Source organism: Miniimonas arenae (genome assembly GCF_006351005.1).
GTDB lineage: Bacteria > Actinomycetota > Actinomycetes > Actinomycetales > Beutenbergiaceae > Miniimonas > Miniimonas arenae.
In genome coordinates, this window is record NZ_VENP01000062.1 from 1 (window position 1) to 15,411 (window position 15,411).

Annotated in this window: 11 protein-coding genes, 1 tRNA gene and 1 pseudogene; 5 read left to right on the plus strand and 8 right to left on the minus strand. The window is 72.8% G+C overall.

The window, feature by feature from the left end; all coding sequences use genetic code 11:
- Positions 1-507: 507 nt before the first annotated feature.
- The 5 genes from rsmA to metG form a co-directional block, all read right to left on the minus strand.
- Entirely contained in the window at positions 508-1,419 is a 912-nt protein-coding gene (gene rsmA, locus FH969_RS12935; RefSeq protein ID WP_139987504.1) for a 16S rRNA (adenine(1518)-N(6)/adenine(1519)-N(6))-dimethyltransferase RsmA, read from the minus strand.
- A gap of 76 nt (positions 1,420-1,495) precedes the next feature.
- The gene (locus FH969_RS12940; RefSeq protein ID WP_180359800.1) at positions 1,496-2,986 is read right to left on the minus strand and encodes a resuscitation-promoting factor; all 1,491 of its coding nucleotides are present in this window, start codon (positions 2,984-2,986) and stop codon (positions 1,496-1,498) included.
- A 223-nt stretch (positions 2,987-3,209) separates the two neighbouring features.
- A complete protein-coding gene (locus FH969_RS12950) occupies positions 3,210-4,307 on the minus strand; it encodes a resuscitation-promoting factor (protein WP_180359801.1) in 1,098 nt (365 codons plus the stop codon).
- 138 nt (positions 4,308-4,445) lie between these two features.
- Complete coding sequence (locus FH969_RS12955) at positions 4,446-5,354, minus strand: TatD family hydrolase (protein ID WP_139987508.1); 909 nt, start codon at positions 5,352-5,354, stop codon at positions 4,446-4,448.
- 24 nt (positions 5,355-5,378) lie between these two features.
- Positions 5,379-7,214 (minus strand): methionine--tRNA ligase, encoded by a 1,836-nt coding sequence (gene metG / locus FH969_RS12960; protein ID WP_139987509.1) that lies wholly within the window; start codon positions 7,212-7,214, stop codon positions 5,379-5,381.
- 719 nt (positions 7,215-7,933) lie between these two features.
- Between metG and FH969_RS12970 the strand changes: the two genes are divergently transcribed.
- Entirely contained in the window at positions 7,934-8,593 is a 660-nt protein-coding gene (locus tag FH969_RS12970; protein WP_180359802.1) for a DUF559 domain-containing protein, read from the plus strand.
- 257 nt (positions 8,594-8,850) lie between these two features.
- On the opposite strand, the gene FH969_RS12975 is transcribed toward FH969_RS12970, so the two are convergent.
- Positions 8,851-10,035, minus strand: a complete 1,185-nt coding sequence (locus FH969_RS12975) for an aminotransferase class I/II-fold pyridoxal phosphate-dependent enzyme (protein WP_108718094.1) — start codon at positions 10,033-10,035, stop codon at positions 8,851-8,853.
- Positions 10,036-10,073: 38 nt separating this feature from the next.
- Between FH969_RS12975 and FH969_RS12980 the strand changes: the two genes are divergently transcribed.
- A complete protein-coding gene (locus tag FH969_RS12980; protein WP_139987511.1) occupies positions 10,074-10,643 on the plus strand; it encodes an isochorismatase family protein in 570 nt (189 codons plus the stop codon).
- A gap of 103 nt (positions 10,644-10,746) precedes the next feature.
- Here the strand turns inward: FH969_RS12980 and rsmI are convergent, their stop codons facing one another.
- Complete coding sequence (gene rsmI, locus FH969_RS12985) at positions 10,747-11,589, minus strand: 16S rRNA (cytidine(1402)-2'-O)-methyltransferase (protein ID WP_246071937.1); 843 nt, start codon at positions 11,587-11,589, stop codon at positions 10,747-10,749.
- A gap of 404 nt (positions 11,590-11,993) precedes the next feature.
- Between rsmI and FH969_RS12990 the strand changes: the two genes are divergently transcribed.
- The 3 genes from FH969_RS12990 to FH969_RS13000 all read left to right on the plus strand — a co-directional run bounded on the left by FH969_RS12990 (position 11,994) and on the right by FH969_RS13000 (position 14,424).
- Positions 11,994-13,712, plus strand: a complete 1,719-nt coding sequence (locus FH969_RS12990) for a dolichyl-phosphate-mannose--protein mannosyltransferase (RefSeq protein WP_246071935.1) — start codon at positions 11,994-11,996, stop codon at positions 13,710-13,712.
- A 14-nt stretch (positions 13,713-13,726) separates the two neighbouring features.
- Positions 13,727-14,188, plus strand: coding sequence for an MmcQ/YjbR family DNA-binding protein (locus tag FH969_RS12995; RefSeq protein WP_108718097.1), 462 nt, complete (start codon positions 13,727-13,729; stop codon positions 14,186-14,188).
- A 163-nt stretch (positions 14,189-14,351) separates the two neighbouring features.
- Positions 14,352-14,424, plus strand: a tRNA-Ala gene (locus FH969_RS13000).
- A gap of 556 nt (positions 14,425-14,980) precedes the next feature.
- Here the strand turns inward: FH969_RS13000 and FH969_RS15855 are convergent.
- Positions 14,981-15,411: pseudogene (locus tag FH969_RS15855) on the minus strand (recombinase zinc beta ribbon domain-containing protein); the annotation flags it as partial.

Below are 15,411 nucleotides of genomic sequence, written 5' to 3' on the forward strand. Positions count from 1 at the left end.
ATCTGTCCGTCGCAAGACACATCATCCCAGGTCAGGGGCACCTTCGCCGTCTCCAACCCACTACCGGCGTGAAATCACGAGGCTAAGTCTGACGCGCGACACACCGGCACCACCACGCCCCTCCAAGACGCCGGCACCCTCGGCCTCGGCACCTGGGCCGGCTCCACCGCCACCTTCCCCCTCACCACCACCTTCGACACCTACACCGCCACGGCGATGGGGTAGCTGTCGGGCTCGATCGGTTCCGCCCGCCCTCCGCCCCGTTCGCGAGAGGAAGTCCGTCCTTTCGCGAGAGGAAGTCCGTACTTTCGCGAGAGTAAGTCCGTCCTTTCGCGAGAGTAAGTCCGTCGCTTCGCGAGAGGATCTCTGTCCTTTCGCGAGAGCAAGTCCGTCGCTCCGCGAGCGCGAGGTTGTCCGCGTGGCGATACTCGCCGTCGCGCATCGGGAATCACCTCGCGAAAGGACGAAGATCCTCTCGCGAAAGGACGAAGATCACCTCGCGAACGGTCAGGCGGGGCGTGCCGCCGCGATCGACGCGAACTCCGTGATCGTGAGCGTCTCGCCGCGCCGGCTCGGGTCGATCCCCGCCGCGCGCAGCGCCTCCTCCGCGAGCGCCGGCGACCCGGCCCAGCCCGCCAGCGCCGCCCGCAGCGTCTTGCGGCGCTGCGCGAACGCCGCGTCGACGACGGCGAACGTCGCCTCGCGCGTCGCCCCCACCTCGGGCGGGTCGCGCCGCACCAGCCGCACGAGCGCGGAGTCGACGTTCGGCGTCGGCCAGAAGATCGTGCGCCCGACGGCGCCCGCGCGGCTCGCCTCCGCGTACCAGGCCGCCTTCGCGGACGGGATGCCGTAGACCTTCGACCCCGGCGGCGCCGCGATCCGGTCCGCGACCTCCGCCTGCACCATGACGAGCCCCTCGCGCAGCGTCGGGAACCGCTCGAGCATGGTCAGCAGCACCGGCACGGCCACGTTGTACGGCAGGTTCGCCACCAGGCGGACCGGGGGCTCGCCGTCGTACGCCACGTCGGTGACGGCGAGCGCGTCTGCGGTGACGACCCGCAGGTTCGCGACGGCGAGCGGCGCCTTCGCGGCGACGGTCACCGGGAGCCGGGCCGCCAGCGGGGGGTCGATCTCGACGGCGACGACGCGTGCGCCCGCCTCGAGCAGGCCGAGCGTGAGGGAGCCGAGGCCGGGTCCGACCTCGACGACGACGTCGCCGGGCGCCACGTGCGCGGCCCGCACGATGCGCCGCACCGTGCCGGGGTCGGTGACGAAGTTCTGCCCGAGCGCCTTGGTGGGGCGCACCTGGGTGAGGCCGAGGAGCTGGCGCACGTCCGCTGTCGTGAGCAGGTCGACGGCGACGGGCGGCGCAGGAACGGCGGACGCGTCGGCGGACTCCTCGGAAGCGGGCTCGGTCACCCGACGAGGCTACCGACGACGAGACCCACCCCGGTGCGGGGTGGGTCTCGTCAGGCGTACCGCAGGCGGGTCTGCGTCAGAGCAGGCCGAGCTTGCGGGCGCACGCTGGCCACTGGCCCCAGCCCGAGCGTGCCTGGAGGGCCTGCGCCCGCTGGGTCTGCTCGGCCGCGGAGGCCTCGGACGGCAGGCCCGAGCCGCCCACCGACGCCCAGGTGGACACCGTGAACTGGTACAGGCCGTGGTACTTGCCGTTCGAGCTCACGATGCTCGGGTTGCCGCCCGACTCGCACTGCGCGAGCTGCGCCCAGACGTCGCCGCTCACGGTCGAGGTCGACTCGGACGCGGCGGCGGACGAGTCCGACGAGGAGGAGCTCGCCGACGACGAGCCGGAGGAGGACGACGTCGTCGCCTTCGGCGTGGCCACCGGGCGCTTCTTCGTCCCGACCGTCACGACCTCCTCGACCGCGGGGACGGTCGTGGCCTCCTCGACGAGCTCGTCGGAGACCACCTGGCCGTCACGCGTGGTGACGTTGTAGGTGCGCTGGAGCGTGCCGTCCACGCCCTCCGTGGTGACCTTGGTGGTGCCGACGTAGTACTCGTCGCTCTCCACCTGGCGCGAGGTGTGCGGGATGACCTCGGTCTCGACGCGCTGCGAGAGCACGACGCGCACGATCGTCACGACGCTCGAGCCGTCGGCGGCGCTCGTCACGCTGATCTCGTCGGAGTCGTTGAGCGTGATCCCGGCCTGGTTCAGCGCCTGCTGCAGCGTGGTACCCGGCGCGAGGACGAGGTTCTTGTCACCGTCGATCACGTGAATCGTGGTCTTCTCCGCCAGCGGCAGGTCGACCTCCGTGCGCCCGGCCGAGCGCGAGACGACCATCTGAGCGGAGCCGCGGCCCTCGAGCGCGAACGACGCGAGCGCCGCTCCGGCGTCCTCGGCGGTGGTCCACAGGACGTCCTGCTCGCCGTCGACGACCACGTCGACCGGCTGAGCGCGGAGCACCTCGACCGTGGTCGCGTCCGACAGCGGGGTCTCGAGGTCGGGGATGACCTCGTCGTGCTCGCCGAGCGACACGCCCTGGTCCTCGAGGAAGCCGCCCACGGTGCCGCGCCACGAGCCGGAGGTCGTGGTCTCGCCGTCGGCCTCGAGCGTGACGGTCTTGTGCGCCTGCGCGGCGACGACGCCGCCGGTGCCGAGCAGCAGCACGAGCGCGGTGGCGGAGGCGAGCAGGACGCGCCGACGACGGCGGCGCACGGGTCGCGCGGTGGCGGTCGCCTCGGCGGTGGTCGCCTCGGCGGCGGTGGGGTCGGTGTCGGAAGCGGCGTCAGCGTCGAGCGCCTCGCCCTCGAGGGTGGCCTCGCCGTCGAGCGCGGGCTCGCCGTCGAGCGCGGGCTCGCCGTCGAGCGCGGGCTCGCCGTCGAGCGCCTCACCCGCGAGCGTGGGCTCGCCGTCGAGCGCGGTCTCGGACGCCGCGGCGTCCGAGGCCGGGCGCTGCATGGTGCCGTCCTCGGGCACGCCGCCCAGGGCGTCGTCGAAAGCGTCCTCGGGCTGCGTGCGGTCCGACATGCGTCTCCTGAGCTGGTGCGGCCCGGTCGCGCGGCACCCGAAGGCGCGGCGGCTGACCGGCGTGGGAGAGCGGCACGCCCCCCTGGCGCAAGCCGCTCGGCGCCCACCGTAACCGAATCGTTATCGACCGACCACCCTCAGTGACCCCGGTCACAGCGTGTCGCGGCGCGGCACGGTTCAGGTCGTGGTAAAGGGCGGGTCAGGAGTGGAGGTCAGACGTCGGTCAGTACCAGCCCTTGCTCTGGAACGCCGACCACGCGCCGCACGGCGTGCCGTACCGGCCGGCGATGTAGCCGAGGCCCCACTGGATCTGCGTCGCGGGGTTGGTGGCCCAGTCGGCGCCGGCCGAGGCCATCTTCGACCCGGGCAGCGCCTGCGGGATGCCGAACGCCCCCGAGGACTTGTTGCTCGACAGGTGGTTCCAGCCGCTCTCGCGCGTCCAGAGGTTCTCCAGGCAGCCCCACTGGTCCTCGCCGAACCCGTAGGCGAGCATGAGCTCCTTGCCGATCGCCCGGTTGGAGCCGGGGTCGGCCGACGTCGTCGGTGCCACGGCGGAGGCGCCGGACGAGCTCGGCGCGGAGTCGGAGTCCATCGCACCGCCGGTCGACGGCGCGGCCGCCGCGACGGTCACCTTCGTCCCGACCTCGACGATCTCGGTGACCGGCTCGGTCAGCGTGATCGAGAGCAGCGTCTCGCGGCCCACCTCGACCCCGTCGACGAGGCGCACCCGACTCGTGACGCGAGCGTCGCCGTCGACCCCGGCCTGGAGCACGCGGGTCTTGCCCTGCTCCAGGCTCGAGCTCTCGCGCTCCTCGGTGGCGTGCGGCGTGACGACCTGCTCCGTGACGTACGCCGTCGTGCCCCGACCGATCGTCACCTCCCCGCCCGCGGGCGGTGCGGAGGTCAGCGGCGCGCTGACCTGGTCGTCCCAGCCGAGCACGATGCCCGCGTCCGCGAGCGCGTCGGCGAGCGTGTCCGCGGTCGTCGTGAGCGGAGTGGCGACGCCGTCGACGGTCACCGTGAACGTCACGCCGTTGCCGTCGACGAGCGCGGCGCGGTCCTGCGAGCGTGACACCGGCGTCACGTGCACGACGTCCTCTCCGGCGAGCGTGGTGTTGAGGAGCGGGATGTCGGCGCTCGTCGTGTCGGTCCCGGCGGAGCCCTGCGCGGCCGCTGCCTCGCCCTCGAGGGCACCGTTGGCGTGGGCGGCGGTGGCCGACGGCGCGGGGTCCGCGAGCACCACGGCGCCCGTCCCGGCGGCGAGCGCCAGCAGGACGGCGGTGTTGAGGCCGAGCTTGACGGCTCGGCGGGGCGGTGTCACAGGAACGCACTCCTCGTCAGGGGACCGCTCGACGATAACGGAACGGTCACGCACGGGGCGAGGGGCGTCGGCGCGTCCTGCCCGAAACGCGGGCCGAAAGGACCCGCGGCCCGTGCGGCGTCGCGCGCGAACCGGCGCTCACCACGGCCCGTACAGCGCCTCGCTCGTCGAGGACGTCACGGCACACACCCGCTCGAGGCTCTCGCCCCGGACCTCGGCGATCTGCCGCACCGTGTGCGGCAGGAGGTACGGCCCGTTCGGCCGTCCGCGGTACGGGTGCGGCGTGAGGTAGGGAGCGTCCGTCTCGGTGAGCAGCAGCTCGAGCGGGACGGCCGCGACCGCGGCGCGCCCCTCGTCATTCGCGCGGAACGTCACCGGACCGGCGATCGACAGGTACCAGCCGTGCTCGGCGCACGTGCGCGCCAGCGCCACGTCGCCCGAGAAGCAGTGGAACACGGTGCGTTCGGGAGCGCCGTCGGCGAGCAGGAGCGCGACGACGTCCTCGTGCGCGTCGCGGTCGTGGATCTGCAGGGGCAGCCCGCGCTCCTTCGCGAGCGCGACGTGCGCGCGGAACGCCTCGCGCTGCACGGCCTGCCCGCGCTCGCCGCCGCGGAAGTGGTCCAAGCCGGTCTCGCCGATCGCGCGGACCCGGGGGTCGGTCGCGGCGCGCGCGACGGCGTCGAGCGCCTCGTCCAACGGCACCTCGTGCCGGGGCTGCGGATCGGGCTCGAGCCCGTCTGCGGCCACCTCCCGCACGCCCGCGTGCAGCACCGCCTCGTTCGGGTGCAGCGCGACGGCGAGCACCACCTCCGCGTGCTCGCGCGCCAGCGCGAGGCTCGGTTCGATCGCGTCCAGGTCGCACGCGACCTGCACGAGGCGCGTCACGCCCACGGCGCGCGCCCACGCAATCTCCTCGCTCGCCGTCGGGAGCCGCTCGCCGTCCGGCACGAGGTCGGCCGCCGAGAGCAGGTGCGTGTGGTTGTCCACGACGGCGAGCGGCAGCGGCTCGGGCGGGGGCGGCCAGCCCTTCTCGCGCTTCTTCGCCATGGCGGGTCCCGACCCTCGCCCGACTCAGCCGCGCGGTGCGGCGAGCCGCTCGATCTCGGCCGCGATGACCTCGTCGGTGAGCTTGGTGAACACCGGCGCCGGCTTGGCCACGGGGGTGCCGGGCACGACGTCGGCGCGCGCCCACGGCGCGAGCGTCTCGCCCACGCGGTAGTCGCCGGTGATCACGGGGTAGGTGCGCTCGTCGTCGTCGAGGTCGGTGACCTCCTCGATCCGCGGCTGCGGCGCGAGGGCCGTGGTGCCGCCGAAGAGCTCGTGCACCTGCTGCGCCGAGTGCGGCAGGAACGGGGCCAGCAGGACGTTGCAGTCGGCGACGGCCTGGGTCATGGTGTGCAGCACGGTCGCGAGGCGGTCCGGGTCCTGCTTGAGGGTCCACGGCTGCTGCGCCGAGACGTAGCGGTTGACCTCGCCGACCACGCGCATCGCCTCCCCCACCGCGGCGCGCTGGCGGTGGGAGCCGAGCAGGTCGCCCACGGTGGTGAAGCCCGCCTGGGTGAGCTGCAGGAGGGCGAGGTCGTCGGTGGTGTGCTCGTTCGGCGTCGGGACCGCGCCGTAGTTCTTGTGCACGAGGGTGGCGGTGCGGTTGACGAGGTTGCCCCAGCCGGCGACGAGCTCGTCGTTGGTGCGCCGGGCGAACTCGGGCCAGGTGAAGTCGGCGTCGCTGCTCTCCGGGCCGGCGGCGGCGATGAAGTAGCGCAGGGCGTCGGGCTGGAAGCGCGCGAGCATGTCGCGCACGTAGATGACGACGCCGCGGCTCGTGGAGAACTGCTCGCCGGCCACGTTGAGGTACTCGCTCGAGACGACCTCGGTGGGCAGGTTGAGCTCGCCGTAGGCGCCGGGGTGGCCGCCCTTGTCCCCCTTGCCGGCGTAGCCGAGCAGCTCGGCGGGCCAGATCTGGGAGTGGAAGGTGATGTTGTCCTTGCCCATGAAGTAGTAGGACAGGGCGGTCGGGTCGTTCCACCACTCGCGCCAGCGCTGGGCCGTGGTCGAGTCCGGCGCGCCGGTGCCGCCGGTGCGGACGTCCTCGCGGCGGGCCCACTCGATGCTCGCGCTGAGGTAGCCGACGACGGCGTCGAACCACACGTACAGGCGCTTGTTCGGGTTGCTGCTCCAGCCCTCCAGCGGGACCGGGATCCCCCAGTCGATGTCGCGCGTCATGGCGCGCGGGCGCACGTCCTTGAGCAGGTTGCGGGAGAAGTTGAGGACGTTCGGGCGCCAGTTGGTCCGGGTCTCCAGCCACGCCGCGATCGCGTCGGTGAGCGCGGGCAGGTCGAGGAAGAAGTGCTCGGTCTCGACGAAGACGGGCGTCTCGCCGTTGATCCGGCTGCGCGGGTTCTTCAGCTCGCTCGGGTCGAGCTGGTTGCCGCAGTTGTCGCACTGGTCACCGCGCGCGCCGTCGTAGCCGCAGATCGGGCACGTGCCCTCGATGTAGCGGTCGGGCAGCGTGCGGCCCGTGCTCGGCGAGATCGCGCCCGTGGTGGTGCGCTCGATCATGTAGCCGTTCGCGTGCACCTGGCGGAAGAGCTCCTGGGCCACCGCGTAGTGGTTGCGCGTCGTGGTGCGGGTGAACAGGTCGTAGGTGAGGCCGAGCTGCGCCAGGTCCTCGACGATGACGCGGTTGTACCGGTCGGCCAGGACCTGCGGCGGGACGCCCTCCTGCTCGGCCTGGACGAGGATCGGGGTGCCGTGCTCGTCGGTGCCCGAGACCATGAGCACGTCGTGACCCGCCATCCGCATGTACCGGCTGAACACGTCGGAGGGAACGCCGAAACCGGCGACGTGACCGATGTGCCGCGGGCCGTTGGCGTAGGGCCAGGCGACGGCGGAGAGGATGTGGCTCACGGGCGACCATCCTAGGTTGCGGGCACGGGATCGCGCCGCCGCGGGCGGGTGGGCCGCCGCGGGCGGGCCGCCGCGGGTGGGCCGCCGCGGGCGCGGGCGGCGGCGCCGGGCGCGGGCCGCCGCGGCCCGCGGGCAGCGGCCGGGCCCGCCGTGCCCGTGACGCTTTGACTGGTCGCCCGGACGGATTGACTGGTCAGATCCAAGCGCTCGCGTCGAACCTGGCATCGCCGCAGGTCAGGGCCCCGGGTCCGTCCCGCCTCGGCGCCGTCGACCGCCCGACCAGTCAATCCGTCCGGGCGACCAGTCAAAGCGTCGGGCCCACGCCGTCCACAGGCGCGAACCACACCTGGCAGGCACGCCTCCGTGACGCCACGATGCTCCTTATGAGCATCTTTGAGACGATGCGGCGTCTGAACGGCGTCGCCACGCTGCGCGAGTTGGGCGCACACCGGCGGTCCGTCAATCGGGTCGTCGCCACCGGAGCGCTGAACCGAGTCGGTCACGGGCGCTACGCCCTGCCCTCCGCAGCCCACGAGTTCGTTCGAGCGGTCCAGGTGGACGGCGTGGTCGACTGCCTGTCCGCACTTCGCAGCTATGGCTTCACGGTTCGGGGCGACGGGACGGTGGCTCACGTCACCGTCCCGTCGCATCGCGGGATGCGAGGGCGCCGTCCGCCCGGAGTGCGGTTGCACTACGGGCCGATCCGCCGCCATCTCGGCGTGCGGGTCGCCCCTCCCGAGGATGCGCTCGTCCGTGCTATGTCGTGCCTGCCGTATCTCGACGCGCTGTCGGCACTCGAGCTCGCCAGGCTCGTCCCCGGAGCTCCGGGCGTCGACGTCGTCCTCGCCGGCGTTCGCGCCAGCAACCGCTCGCTCGCCGATGACCTCGAGCGCGACCTCGACGTCGCGAGCCGCGCCTACGAGGAGACGACCGCGCGCCTCGCACTCGTGGCGGCGGGGCACGGCGTGATCGCGGGCTGCCTGATCCCGGGGGTCGGCGAGGTGGACCTGCTGGTCGACGGCCGGATCATCGTGGAGATCGACGGGTTCGCCTACCACCGCGATCGCCGTCCCTACCGAACCGATCGCCGCCGGGACCGTCGCGCGGCGCATCTCGGGTTCGCGGTGCTGCGCTTCGCCTGGGAGGACGCGGATCCGCAAGCGATCTGTGCCGAGGTGGCCGATCTGCTGGAGGTCGATCCCCGGCCGCGGCCCTTCAGCCGCCGGATCGGGGACGCTGAGCGGCACGAGGTCGGGCTTCTGCGCGCGGAGTGCCTCGCACGCCGCGGCACTCAGGTGAGTGAGCGCGCGGCCCGGGCACTCGAGCAGGTCTCCCAGCTGACGCCCCACGTACGCCCCGCTGGCGTCGCCGGCGACTGAAGCCCCGCGCTGCCCCGGACGCTTTGACTGGTCTCCCCGACGTACTGACTGGTCGGGTGCTGATCGCGGCGCGGGCTCTTCGTATCGCTGCAGGTCAGAGCGGCGCGCTCGCCGCCGGCCGAGGCGATCGGGGATCTGGACAGTCAAAGCGTCGGGCCGACCAGTCAAAGCGTCCGGCACCCGCCCAGCGGCGCCGCATCAACCCCAGCCGCCGCGTCCGTGCAGCCGCGCAGCCCCAGCCGCGCAGCCCCACCCCGTCAGTGCAGCCGCGTCAGCCCCCGCCGGATCGACCGGGCCGCCTGCGCGATCCGCTGCTCGTTCTCGATCAGCGCGAACCGCACGAACCCGTCGCCCCCGGTCCCGAAGCCGACCCCCGGCGACACCGCCACGTCGCACTCCCTGATGAGGTGCGTCGCGAACTCGATCGACCCCATCTCGCGGTACGGCTCGGGGATCCGCGCCCACGCGAACATGGTGCCGCGAGGCTTGTGAATGTCCCACCCCGCGCGCGCCAGCCCGTCCACGAGCGCGTTGCGCCGCGACTCGTACACGGCGGACAGCTCGGCCGGGTAGTCCTGCGCCTCGTTGAGGGTGACGGTCGCGGCGATCTGGATCGGCTGGAACGTGCCGTAGTCTAGGTAGCTCTTGAGCTGCTGCAGCGCCGCGATCACGTCGGTGCGCCCGAGCATGAACGCCACGCGCCAGCCCGCCATCGAGAACGACTTCGTCAGCGAGTACAGCTCGACGGCGACCTCCTTCGCCCCCTCGCACTGCAGGATCGACGGCGGCTGCCACCCGTCGAAGCACATGTCGGCGTAGGCGAGGTCGTGCACGAGCGCCACGTCGCGCTCACGCGCCCAGTCCACGAGCCGCTGCAGGTCGGCCAGCTCGACGGTGCTCGTCGTCGGGTTGTGCGGGAACGACAGCACCACAGCGCGCGGCTTCGGCGAGCCGAGCTCCCACGTCTCCATGACGCGGTCGATGTACCCGGCGCCGTCGTCGCCGTCGCCCATCGGCACCTGGAGCGTGGAGGCACCCGCGAAGTACGGGCCCCAGATGTGGATGGGATAGCTCGGGGTGGGGACGATCGCGGTGTCGCCCGGCTGCAGCAGCACCCACATGAGGTGGCTGAAGCCCTCCTTGGCGCCGATCGTGGTGAGGATCTCGCGCTCGGGGTCGAGCACCACGCCGAACCGTCGCTCGTACAGCGCCGCGACCGCCTCGCGCAGCTTCGGGATGCCGCGCGAGGAGGAGTAGCGGTGGTTGCGGGTGTTGTGCGCGGCCTCGGCGAGCTTGTCCACGGCGATCTGCGGGCTCGGCAGGTCGGGGTTGCCGAAGCCGAGGTCCACCACGTCCCGCCCGGCCCGACGCGCCTCAACCTTGAGCCCGTCGATGATCGTGAAGACGTACGGGGGCAGCCCGGAGATGCGGCGGAAGTCCATGGGTGCGAACCTACTCGTCGCCACATAGCCTGGAGCGCATGGCACGCGCTCTCATCGTCGTCGACGTCCAGCCCACGTTCTGCGAAGGAGGCGCCCTCGCGGTGGAGGGCGGGAACGCCGTCGCCGAGGCGATCGCGGCGTACGCAGCGGACAACCGGGCCGACTACGACCTCGTCGTCACGACGCAGGACTGGCACATCGACCCGGGCGCCCACTTCTCCGAGAACCCCGACTTCATCGACACCTGGCCGCCGCACGGCATCGCCGGCACCGACGAGGCCGAGCTGCACCCCGCGCTGGCCGACCTCGACCCCGACTACTCCGTCAAGAAGGGCCAGTACGCCGCCGCCTACTCGGGCTTCGAGGGCGTGGACGAGGAGGGCACCGCGCTCGGCGACCTCCTCGCGGCCGAGGGGATCGACGAGGTCGACGTGGTCGGCATCGCCGAGTCGCACTGCGTCCTGCGCACCGCGCTCGACGCCCTCGACGAGGGCCTCACCGTCCGCGTCTTCACCGACCTCACCGTCCCCGTCAGCGAGGAGCAGGGCGAGGCGGCGCGCGAGGTCATGCGCGACGCCGGCGTCGCCCTCGAGACCGCCGTCGACTGACGCCCGACGGCGCAGCTCGCCTCGCGCCCGTCGCTCGCCCACGCTTGCTCGCGCCGAAACGCGCCAGAACCGCGACAGGAGAGCGGCCCCTCGCCGACGGGGGTCAGGGCGCGGGACGAGCGGCGAGCGCCGCCTCGTACACCTCGCGCTTGGAGACCCCCGCCCCCTCGGCCACGACGGCCGCCGCGTCCTTGAGGCGCAGCCCACCGGCCGCCAGCTCGAGGGCTCGGGCCGCGAGCGCGGAGGCGTCCGTCCGACCGTCGAGCCCGCCGTCGGCCTGCGTCGCCCCGCCGACCACCAGCGTGATCTCACCGCGCACGCCCGCCGTCGCCCAGTCGGCCAGCTCGGCAAGCCCGCCGCGGCGCACCTCCTCGTAGCGCTTCGTCAGCTCGCGGCAGACCGCCGCGGGACGCGTCGCCCCGAATGCCGCGGCGAGGTCGGCGAGCTCGTCCGCGACCCGGTGCGGGGAGGAGAACAGCACCATGGTGCGCCGCTCGGTCGCGAGCTCGGCGAACAGCCGTCGCCGCTCCCCCGGTCGCCGCGGCACGAACCCCTCGAAGCTGAACCGGTCCGAGGGCAGGCCCGACACCGCGAGCGCCGTGAGCACCGCCGACGGCCCCGGCAGCGCCGTGACGGGCACGCCCGCCTCGTGCGCGGCCACGGTCACGCGGTACCCCGGGTCCGACACCGACGGCATCCCCGCGTCCGTCACGACCGCGACCGTCGCGCCAGCCGCGGCGCGCGCGACCAGCTCCTCGGCCCGCTCGCGCTCGTTGTGCTCGTGGTAGCTCACGAGCGTGCCCGACGGCGTCACACCGATCCGGCGCAGCAGCTCGCGCAGGGTGCGGGTGTCCTCGGCCGCGACGACGTCCGCCTCGGCCAGCAGGTCGTGCAGGTTCTGCGTGGCGTCGCGGGCGCTGCCGATCGGCGTCGCCGCGAGGACGATCTTGCCGAGCCCGCGCCAGTGCGCCGCGTCCGGTTTCGCCTGCGACTCGAACTCCGCCTCGAGCTGTTCGTCGAGCTCCGCCTCGAGCTCCTCGGCCGCCTCGGCCTCGACGTCCGCGTCGAGGTCGAGCTCGGCGTCGGGCTCGAGGCCCTGCTCCGGCCCGGTGTCGGCCCCCGGCGCGAGGGATGCGTCACGGCCAGACGCCCGGCCGGGTCCGGCGTCGGGCCCCGCCTCCGGCCCGACCTCGAGTGCCGACTCGTCCCCGCCCTCGGTCGCGTTCACGTCCCCATCATCCCGGCTGCGTCACGCGGCGGACGCACCGCCGGACGCGCCGTGCGCGCACGGCCGCAGCGCTCCGCCGTCGTGCACCGCGCGGGCGGGGTGGTCCCACCTACACTCGCCGGGTGAGTGCACCCCCGCCGGCCGCAGCCCCCGGCGTCGACGAGCCGCCCCCGGGGTCCCCGGCAACCGGACGCACCGGCGCCACCGGCACAGCCACGCTCGACGCCGAGCAGCCGCACGGCTCCGCCGCCGAGATCCGCGACGCCCTGCTCCCCCGCCTCGTGCGCAGCGTCGAGGGCAGCCGCGCGGTCGGCTGGACGGTCGCGCTCGTCATCACCGCGTTCGCCGCCGTGCTGCGCCTGGTCAACCTCGACCGGCCCGCGCGCCTGATCTTCGACGAGACGTACTACGTCAAGCAGGCGTACTCGATGCTCGTGCTGGGCTACGAGGGCGACTGGGCCGACGACTCCGACCCGGCCTTCGCGCGCGGGGACTTCTCGGGCCTGACGACGAACGGCGACTACGTCGTGCACCCGCCGCTGGGCAAGTGGCTCATCGCGATCGGGATGAAGCTGCTCGGTCCGGAGTCGATCGTCGGGTGGCGCCTGTCGGCCGCGATCGCCGGCACGATCTCGGTCCTGCTCGTCATCCGGATCGGCCGCCGCCTGCTCGGCTCCACCCTGCTGGGCGCGACCGCGGGACTGCTGCTCGCCGTCGACGGCATGCATCTCGTGCTCAGCCGGACCGGGCTGCTCGACATCTTCGTGAGCACGTTCGTGCTCGCCGCGTTCGGCACGCTCCTGCTCGACCGAGATCGCACCAGACGCATCCTCGCCGCACGCACCGCGGAGGCGATCGCGCGCGACGGCACGCTCAAGGATCCGTGGGGCCCGCGGCTCGGGGTGCGCTGGTGGCTCGTGGCGACCGGCGTGCTGCTCGGCCTCGCGTGCGGAGTGAAGTGGTCGGGCATCTACGCCGTCGCCGTGTTCGGCATCGCTGCCGTCGCGTGGTCGATCGCCGCCCGCCGCACGGTCGGCGTGCGGCTCTGGGTCGGCGCAGGCGCGGTGCGCGACGGGATCTCGAGCGCGCTCGCGATGGTGCCGATCGCCGTCGTGACCTACGTCGCGTGCTGGACGAGCTGGTTCGCGAGCACGAACGCGTACAACCGGCAGTGGGCGGTCGAGGTGAACGCGGTGGCGGCCGAGCCGCAGCGCACGTGGCTGCCGGACACCCTGAACTCGTGGTGGGAGTACCACCTGCAGGCGTGGCACTTCCACACCACGCTGGAGTCCGAGCACTCCTACTCCAGCCACCCGATCGGCTGGCTGCTGCAGATGCGGCCGACGTCGTTCGCGTGGCAGGACGTCGACACGCCCGCCGGGGCGTCCGGGCGCTGGGTCGAGGCGGTCCTCGCGCTCGGCAACCCGGTGGTGTGGTGGGGCGGTGCCGCGGCGCTGCTCGTGGTGATCTGGTTCGCGGTCCGGCACCGGGACTGGCGCGCGTGGGCGATCCTCGCCGGCTACGTCGCGATGTACCTGCCGTGGTTCAGCTACTCCCTGCCGTTCTCGAACCGCACGATCTTCACGTTCTACACCGTCGCGTTCGTGCCCTACGTGGTGCTCGCGCTGGCGTACGCGCTCGGCCTCGTGCTCGGCCCGCCAGGGGCCAGCGTGCAGCGCCGCCGGACCGGGAGCTGGGTGTTCGCGGGCGTCGTGGCCGCCGCACTGCTGCTGGCCGCGTTCTTCTGGCCGATCTGGACCGGCACGCCCATCCCGTACGACTACTGGTACGCGCACATGTGGTTCCACAACAACGAGTCGTTGCACGTGGGCTGGATCTAGGCCACGGTCGTCCCGTGCCGCACCCCCGGATGTACGACGACTCCGATCCCGTCCTCGTCGGGCTGCGGCGGGTGGCGCTCGCCTTCCCCGAGGCCATCGAGGTGGAGACGCACGGTCGGCCCTCGTTCCGCACGCGCACGGTGTTCGCCTACCTGGGCGGCGGGGTGCGCGGAGAGCCTGCGGGTCCGCGCCGCGACCACGCCCTCATGGTGCACTTGCCGCCGGAGGAGACCCGCGCCCTCGCCGACGACCCGCGCGCCTTCGAGCCTGCCTACCTCGGGCCCTCCGGCTGGACCGGCGTGGACCTCGACCTCCCCGACGCCGGGGGTTCGTTCACGTCCTGGCACGAGGTCGCCGAGCTCCTCGACTCCTCGTACCGCACGACGGCGAGCCGCACCCTGGTCGGCGAGCTCGACGCGCGCATCGCGCGGGGTGAGGACCCGGTCACGACGGCGCCGCTCGGGGCCGTGCGGTAGGGGTTGCGTTCGGCGGTGGGTCGGCTCGGCGGGTTGCGGGTGGGTGCTCGTCGGCGCGCCGGGCGGCCGGGCGGGAGCCCGCCGATTCGGCGCAGCCGCGATCCGGTGCTAGGGTTTCCTGGCGCCTCCGGGAGACTGGAGGAGCGTGGCTCGCAGGAGTCACGGGGCAGTAGCGCAATTGGTAGCGCACCTCGGTCGCATCGAGGGGGTTGAGGGTTCGAGTCCCTTCTGCTCCACCCAAAGTGTCTTACGGGAACACGCGACATGCGAAGAGTCATGTTCGTGTTCCGCCTCCTTGCCGTCGTCGGCGTCGCTGTCGTGTGCTTCGCGGATGATGGTGGCGAACGGCTCAGCCAGTCTCGGGCGTAGTTGTTCGTCGTCGGTGATGTCGAGCCGGGTGTAGAACGCCTGGTTCGCCAGCCGCCGGTCGGCGTCACCAGAGTGCGCGTAGGCGCGGTGCGCGTCGGTAAGCAGCCGGAGTGAGTCGTGGAGGAACGCGCGCCCGCCGGTGTGGTGTTCGCTGTGCTCGGCCAGTCGGCGGTTCACGTCCGCGAGGCCCGCGCGGATGCGATCCTGGTGGCGCTTCAAGGTGTCGAGGTCGATGGCGTCTGCGAAGTGCGCCGCGAGGAGCTTGTCGGATTCGGCTTCCAATCGTGCACGGTTCGCCGTCAAGTCCGCGACCTCTTGATCCTGGCCTGCGTTGCGCTTGTCGAATGCCGCGTCAACGTCGGCGGTGAGGCGCTGGTAGGTGGTGTCGCTGATCGTGATGGAGGCGTAGGAGTCCGCGACGAGACGTTCGGCAACGGCGACGGGTACCGCGCGCCGGGTGCAGGGTGTCTTCTTGGCGGCGCGGCCGGAGCAGATGAAGTAGGCGTAGGTGGTGCCGCGCGGGTTGGTGGCGAAGTCGAGCAGCATGCGTGACCCGCAGGTGCCGCAGTGCAGGAGGCCCTTGAGGTGGTGGGCGTGCTGGACGTGGCGGGTCATCTTCGCCGTCCGTGCTTTCAGGAGTGATTGCACTTTGTCGAACAAGGCGAGTTCCACGATCGGGTCGTGCGCGCCGGGGTACAGCGCGCCCTTGTAGCGGATCACCCCGGCGTAGTAGGGGTTCGTCAGCAGTTTGTAGAGGGTGTTCTTCCCGAGCGGCTTCGAGGGGCGCTTCGGCGTCGGCACCGTCAGCAGGCTCCGCGCGGTCAGCTCACGGAGGAGGCCGGTGACGGAGGTTT

Bases quoted from the DNA above. Each gene is read 5' to 3' on its own strand.
- FH969_RS12940 (WP_180359800.1), bottom strand. From the start codon at position 2,986: ATGTCGGACCGCACGCAGCCCGAGGACGCTTTCGACGACGCCCTGGGC.
- FH969_RS12955 (WP_139987508.1), bottom strand. From the start codon at position 5,354: ATGGCGAAGAAGCGCGAGAAGGGCTGGCCGCCCCCGCCCGAGCCGCTG.
- FH969_RS12975 (WP_108718094.1), bottom strand. From the start codon at position 10,035: ATGGACTTCCGCCGCATCTCCGGGCTGCCCCCGTACGTCTTCACGATC.
- FH969_RS12980 (WP_139987511.1), top strand. From the start codon at position 10,074: ATGGCACGCGCTCTCATCGTCGTCGACGTCCAGCCCACGTTCTGCGAA.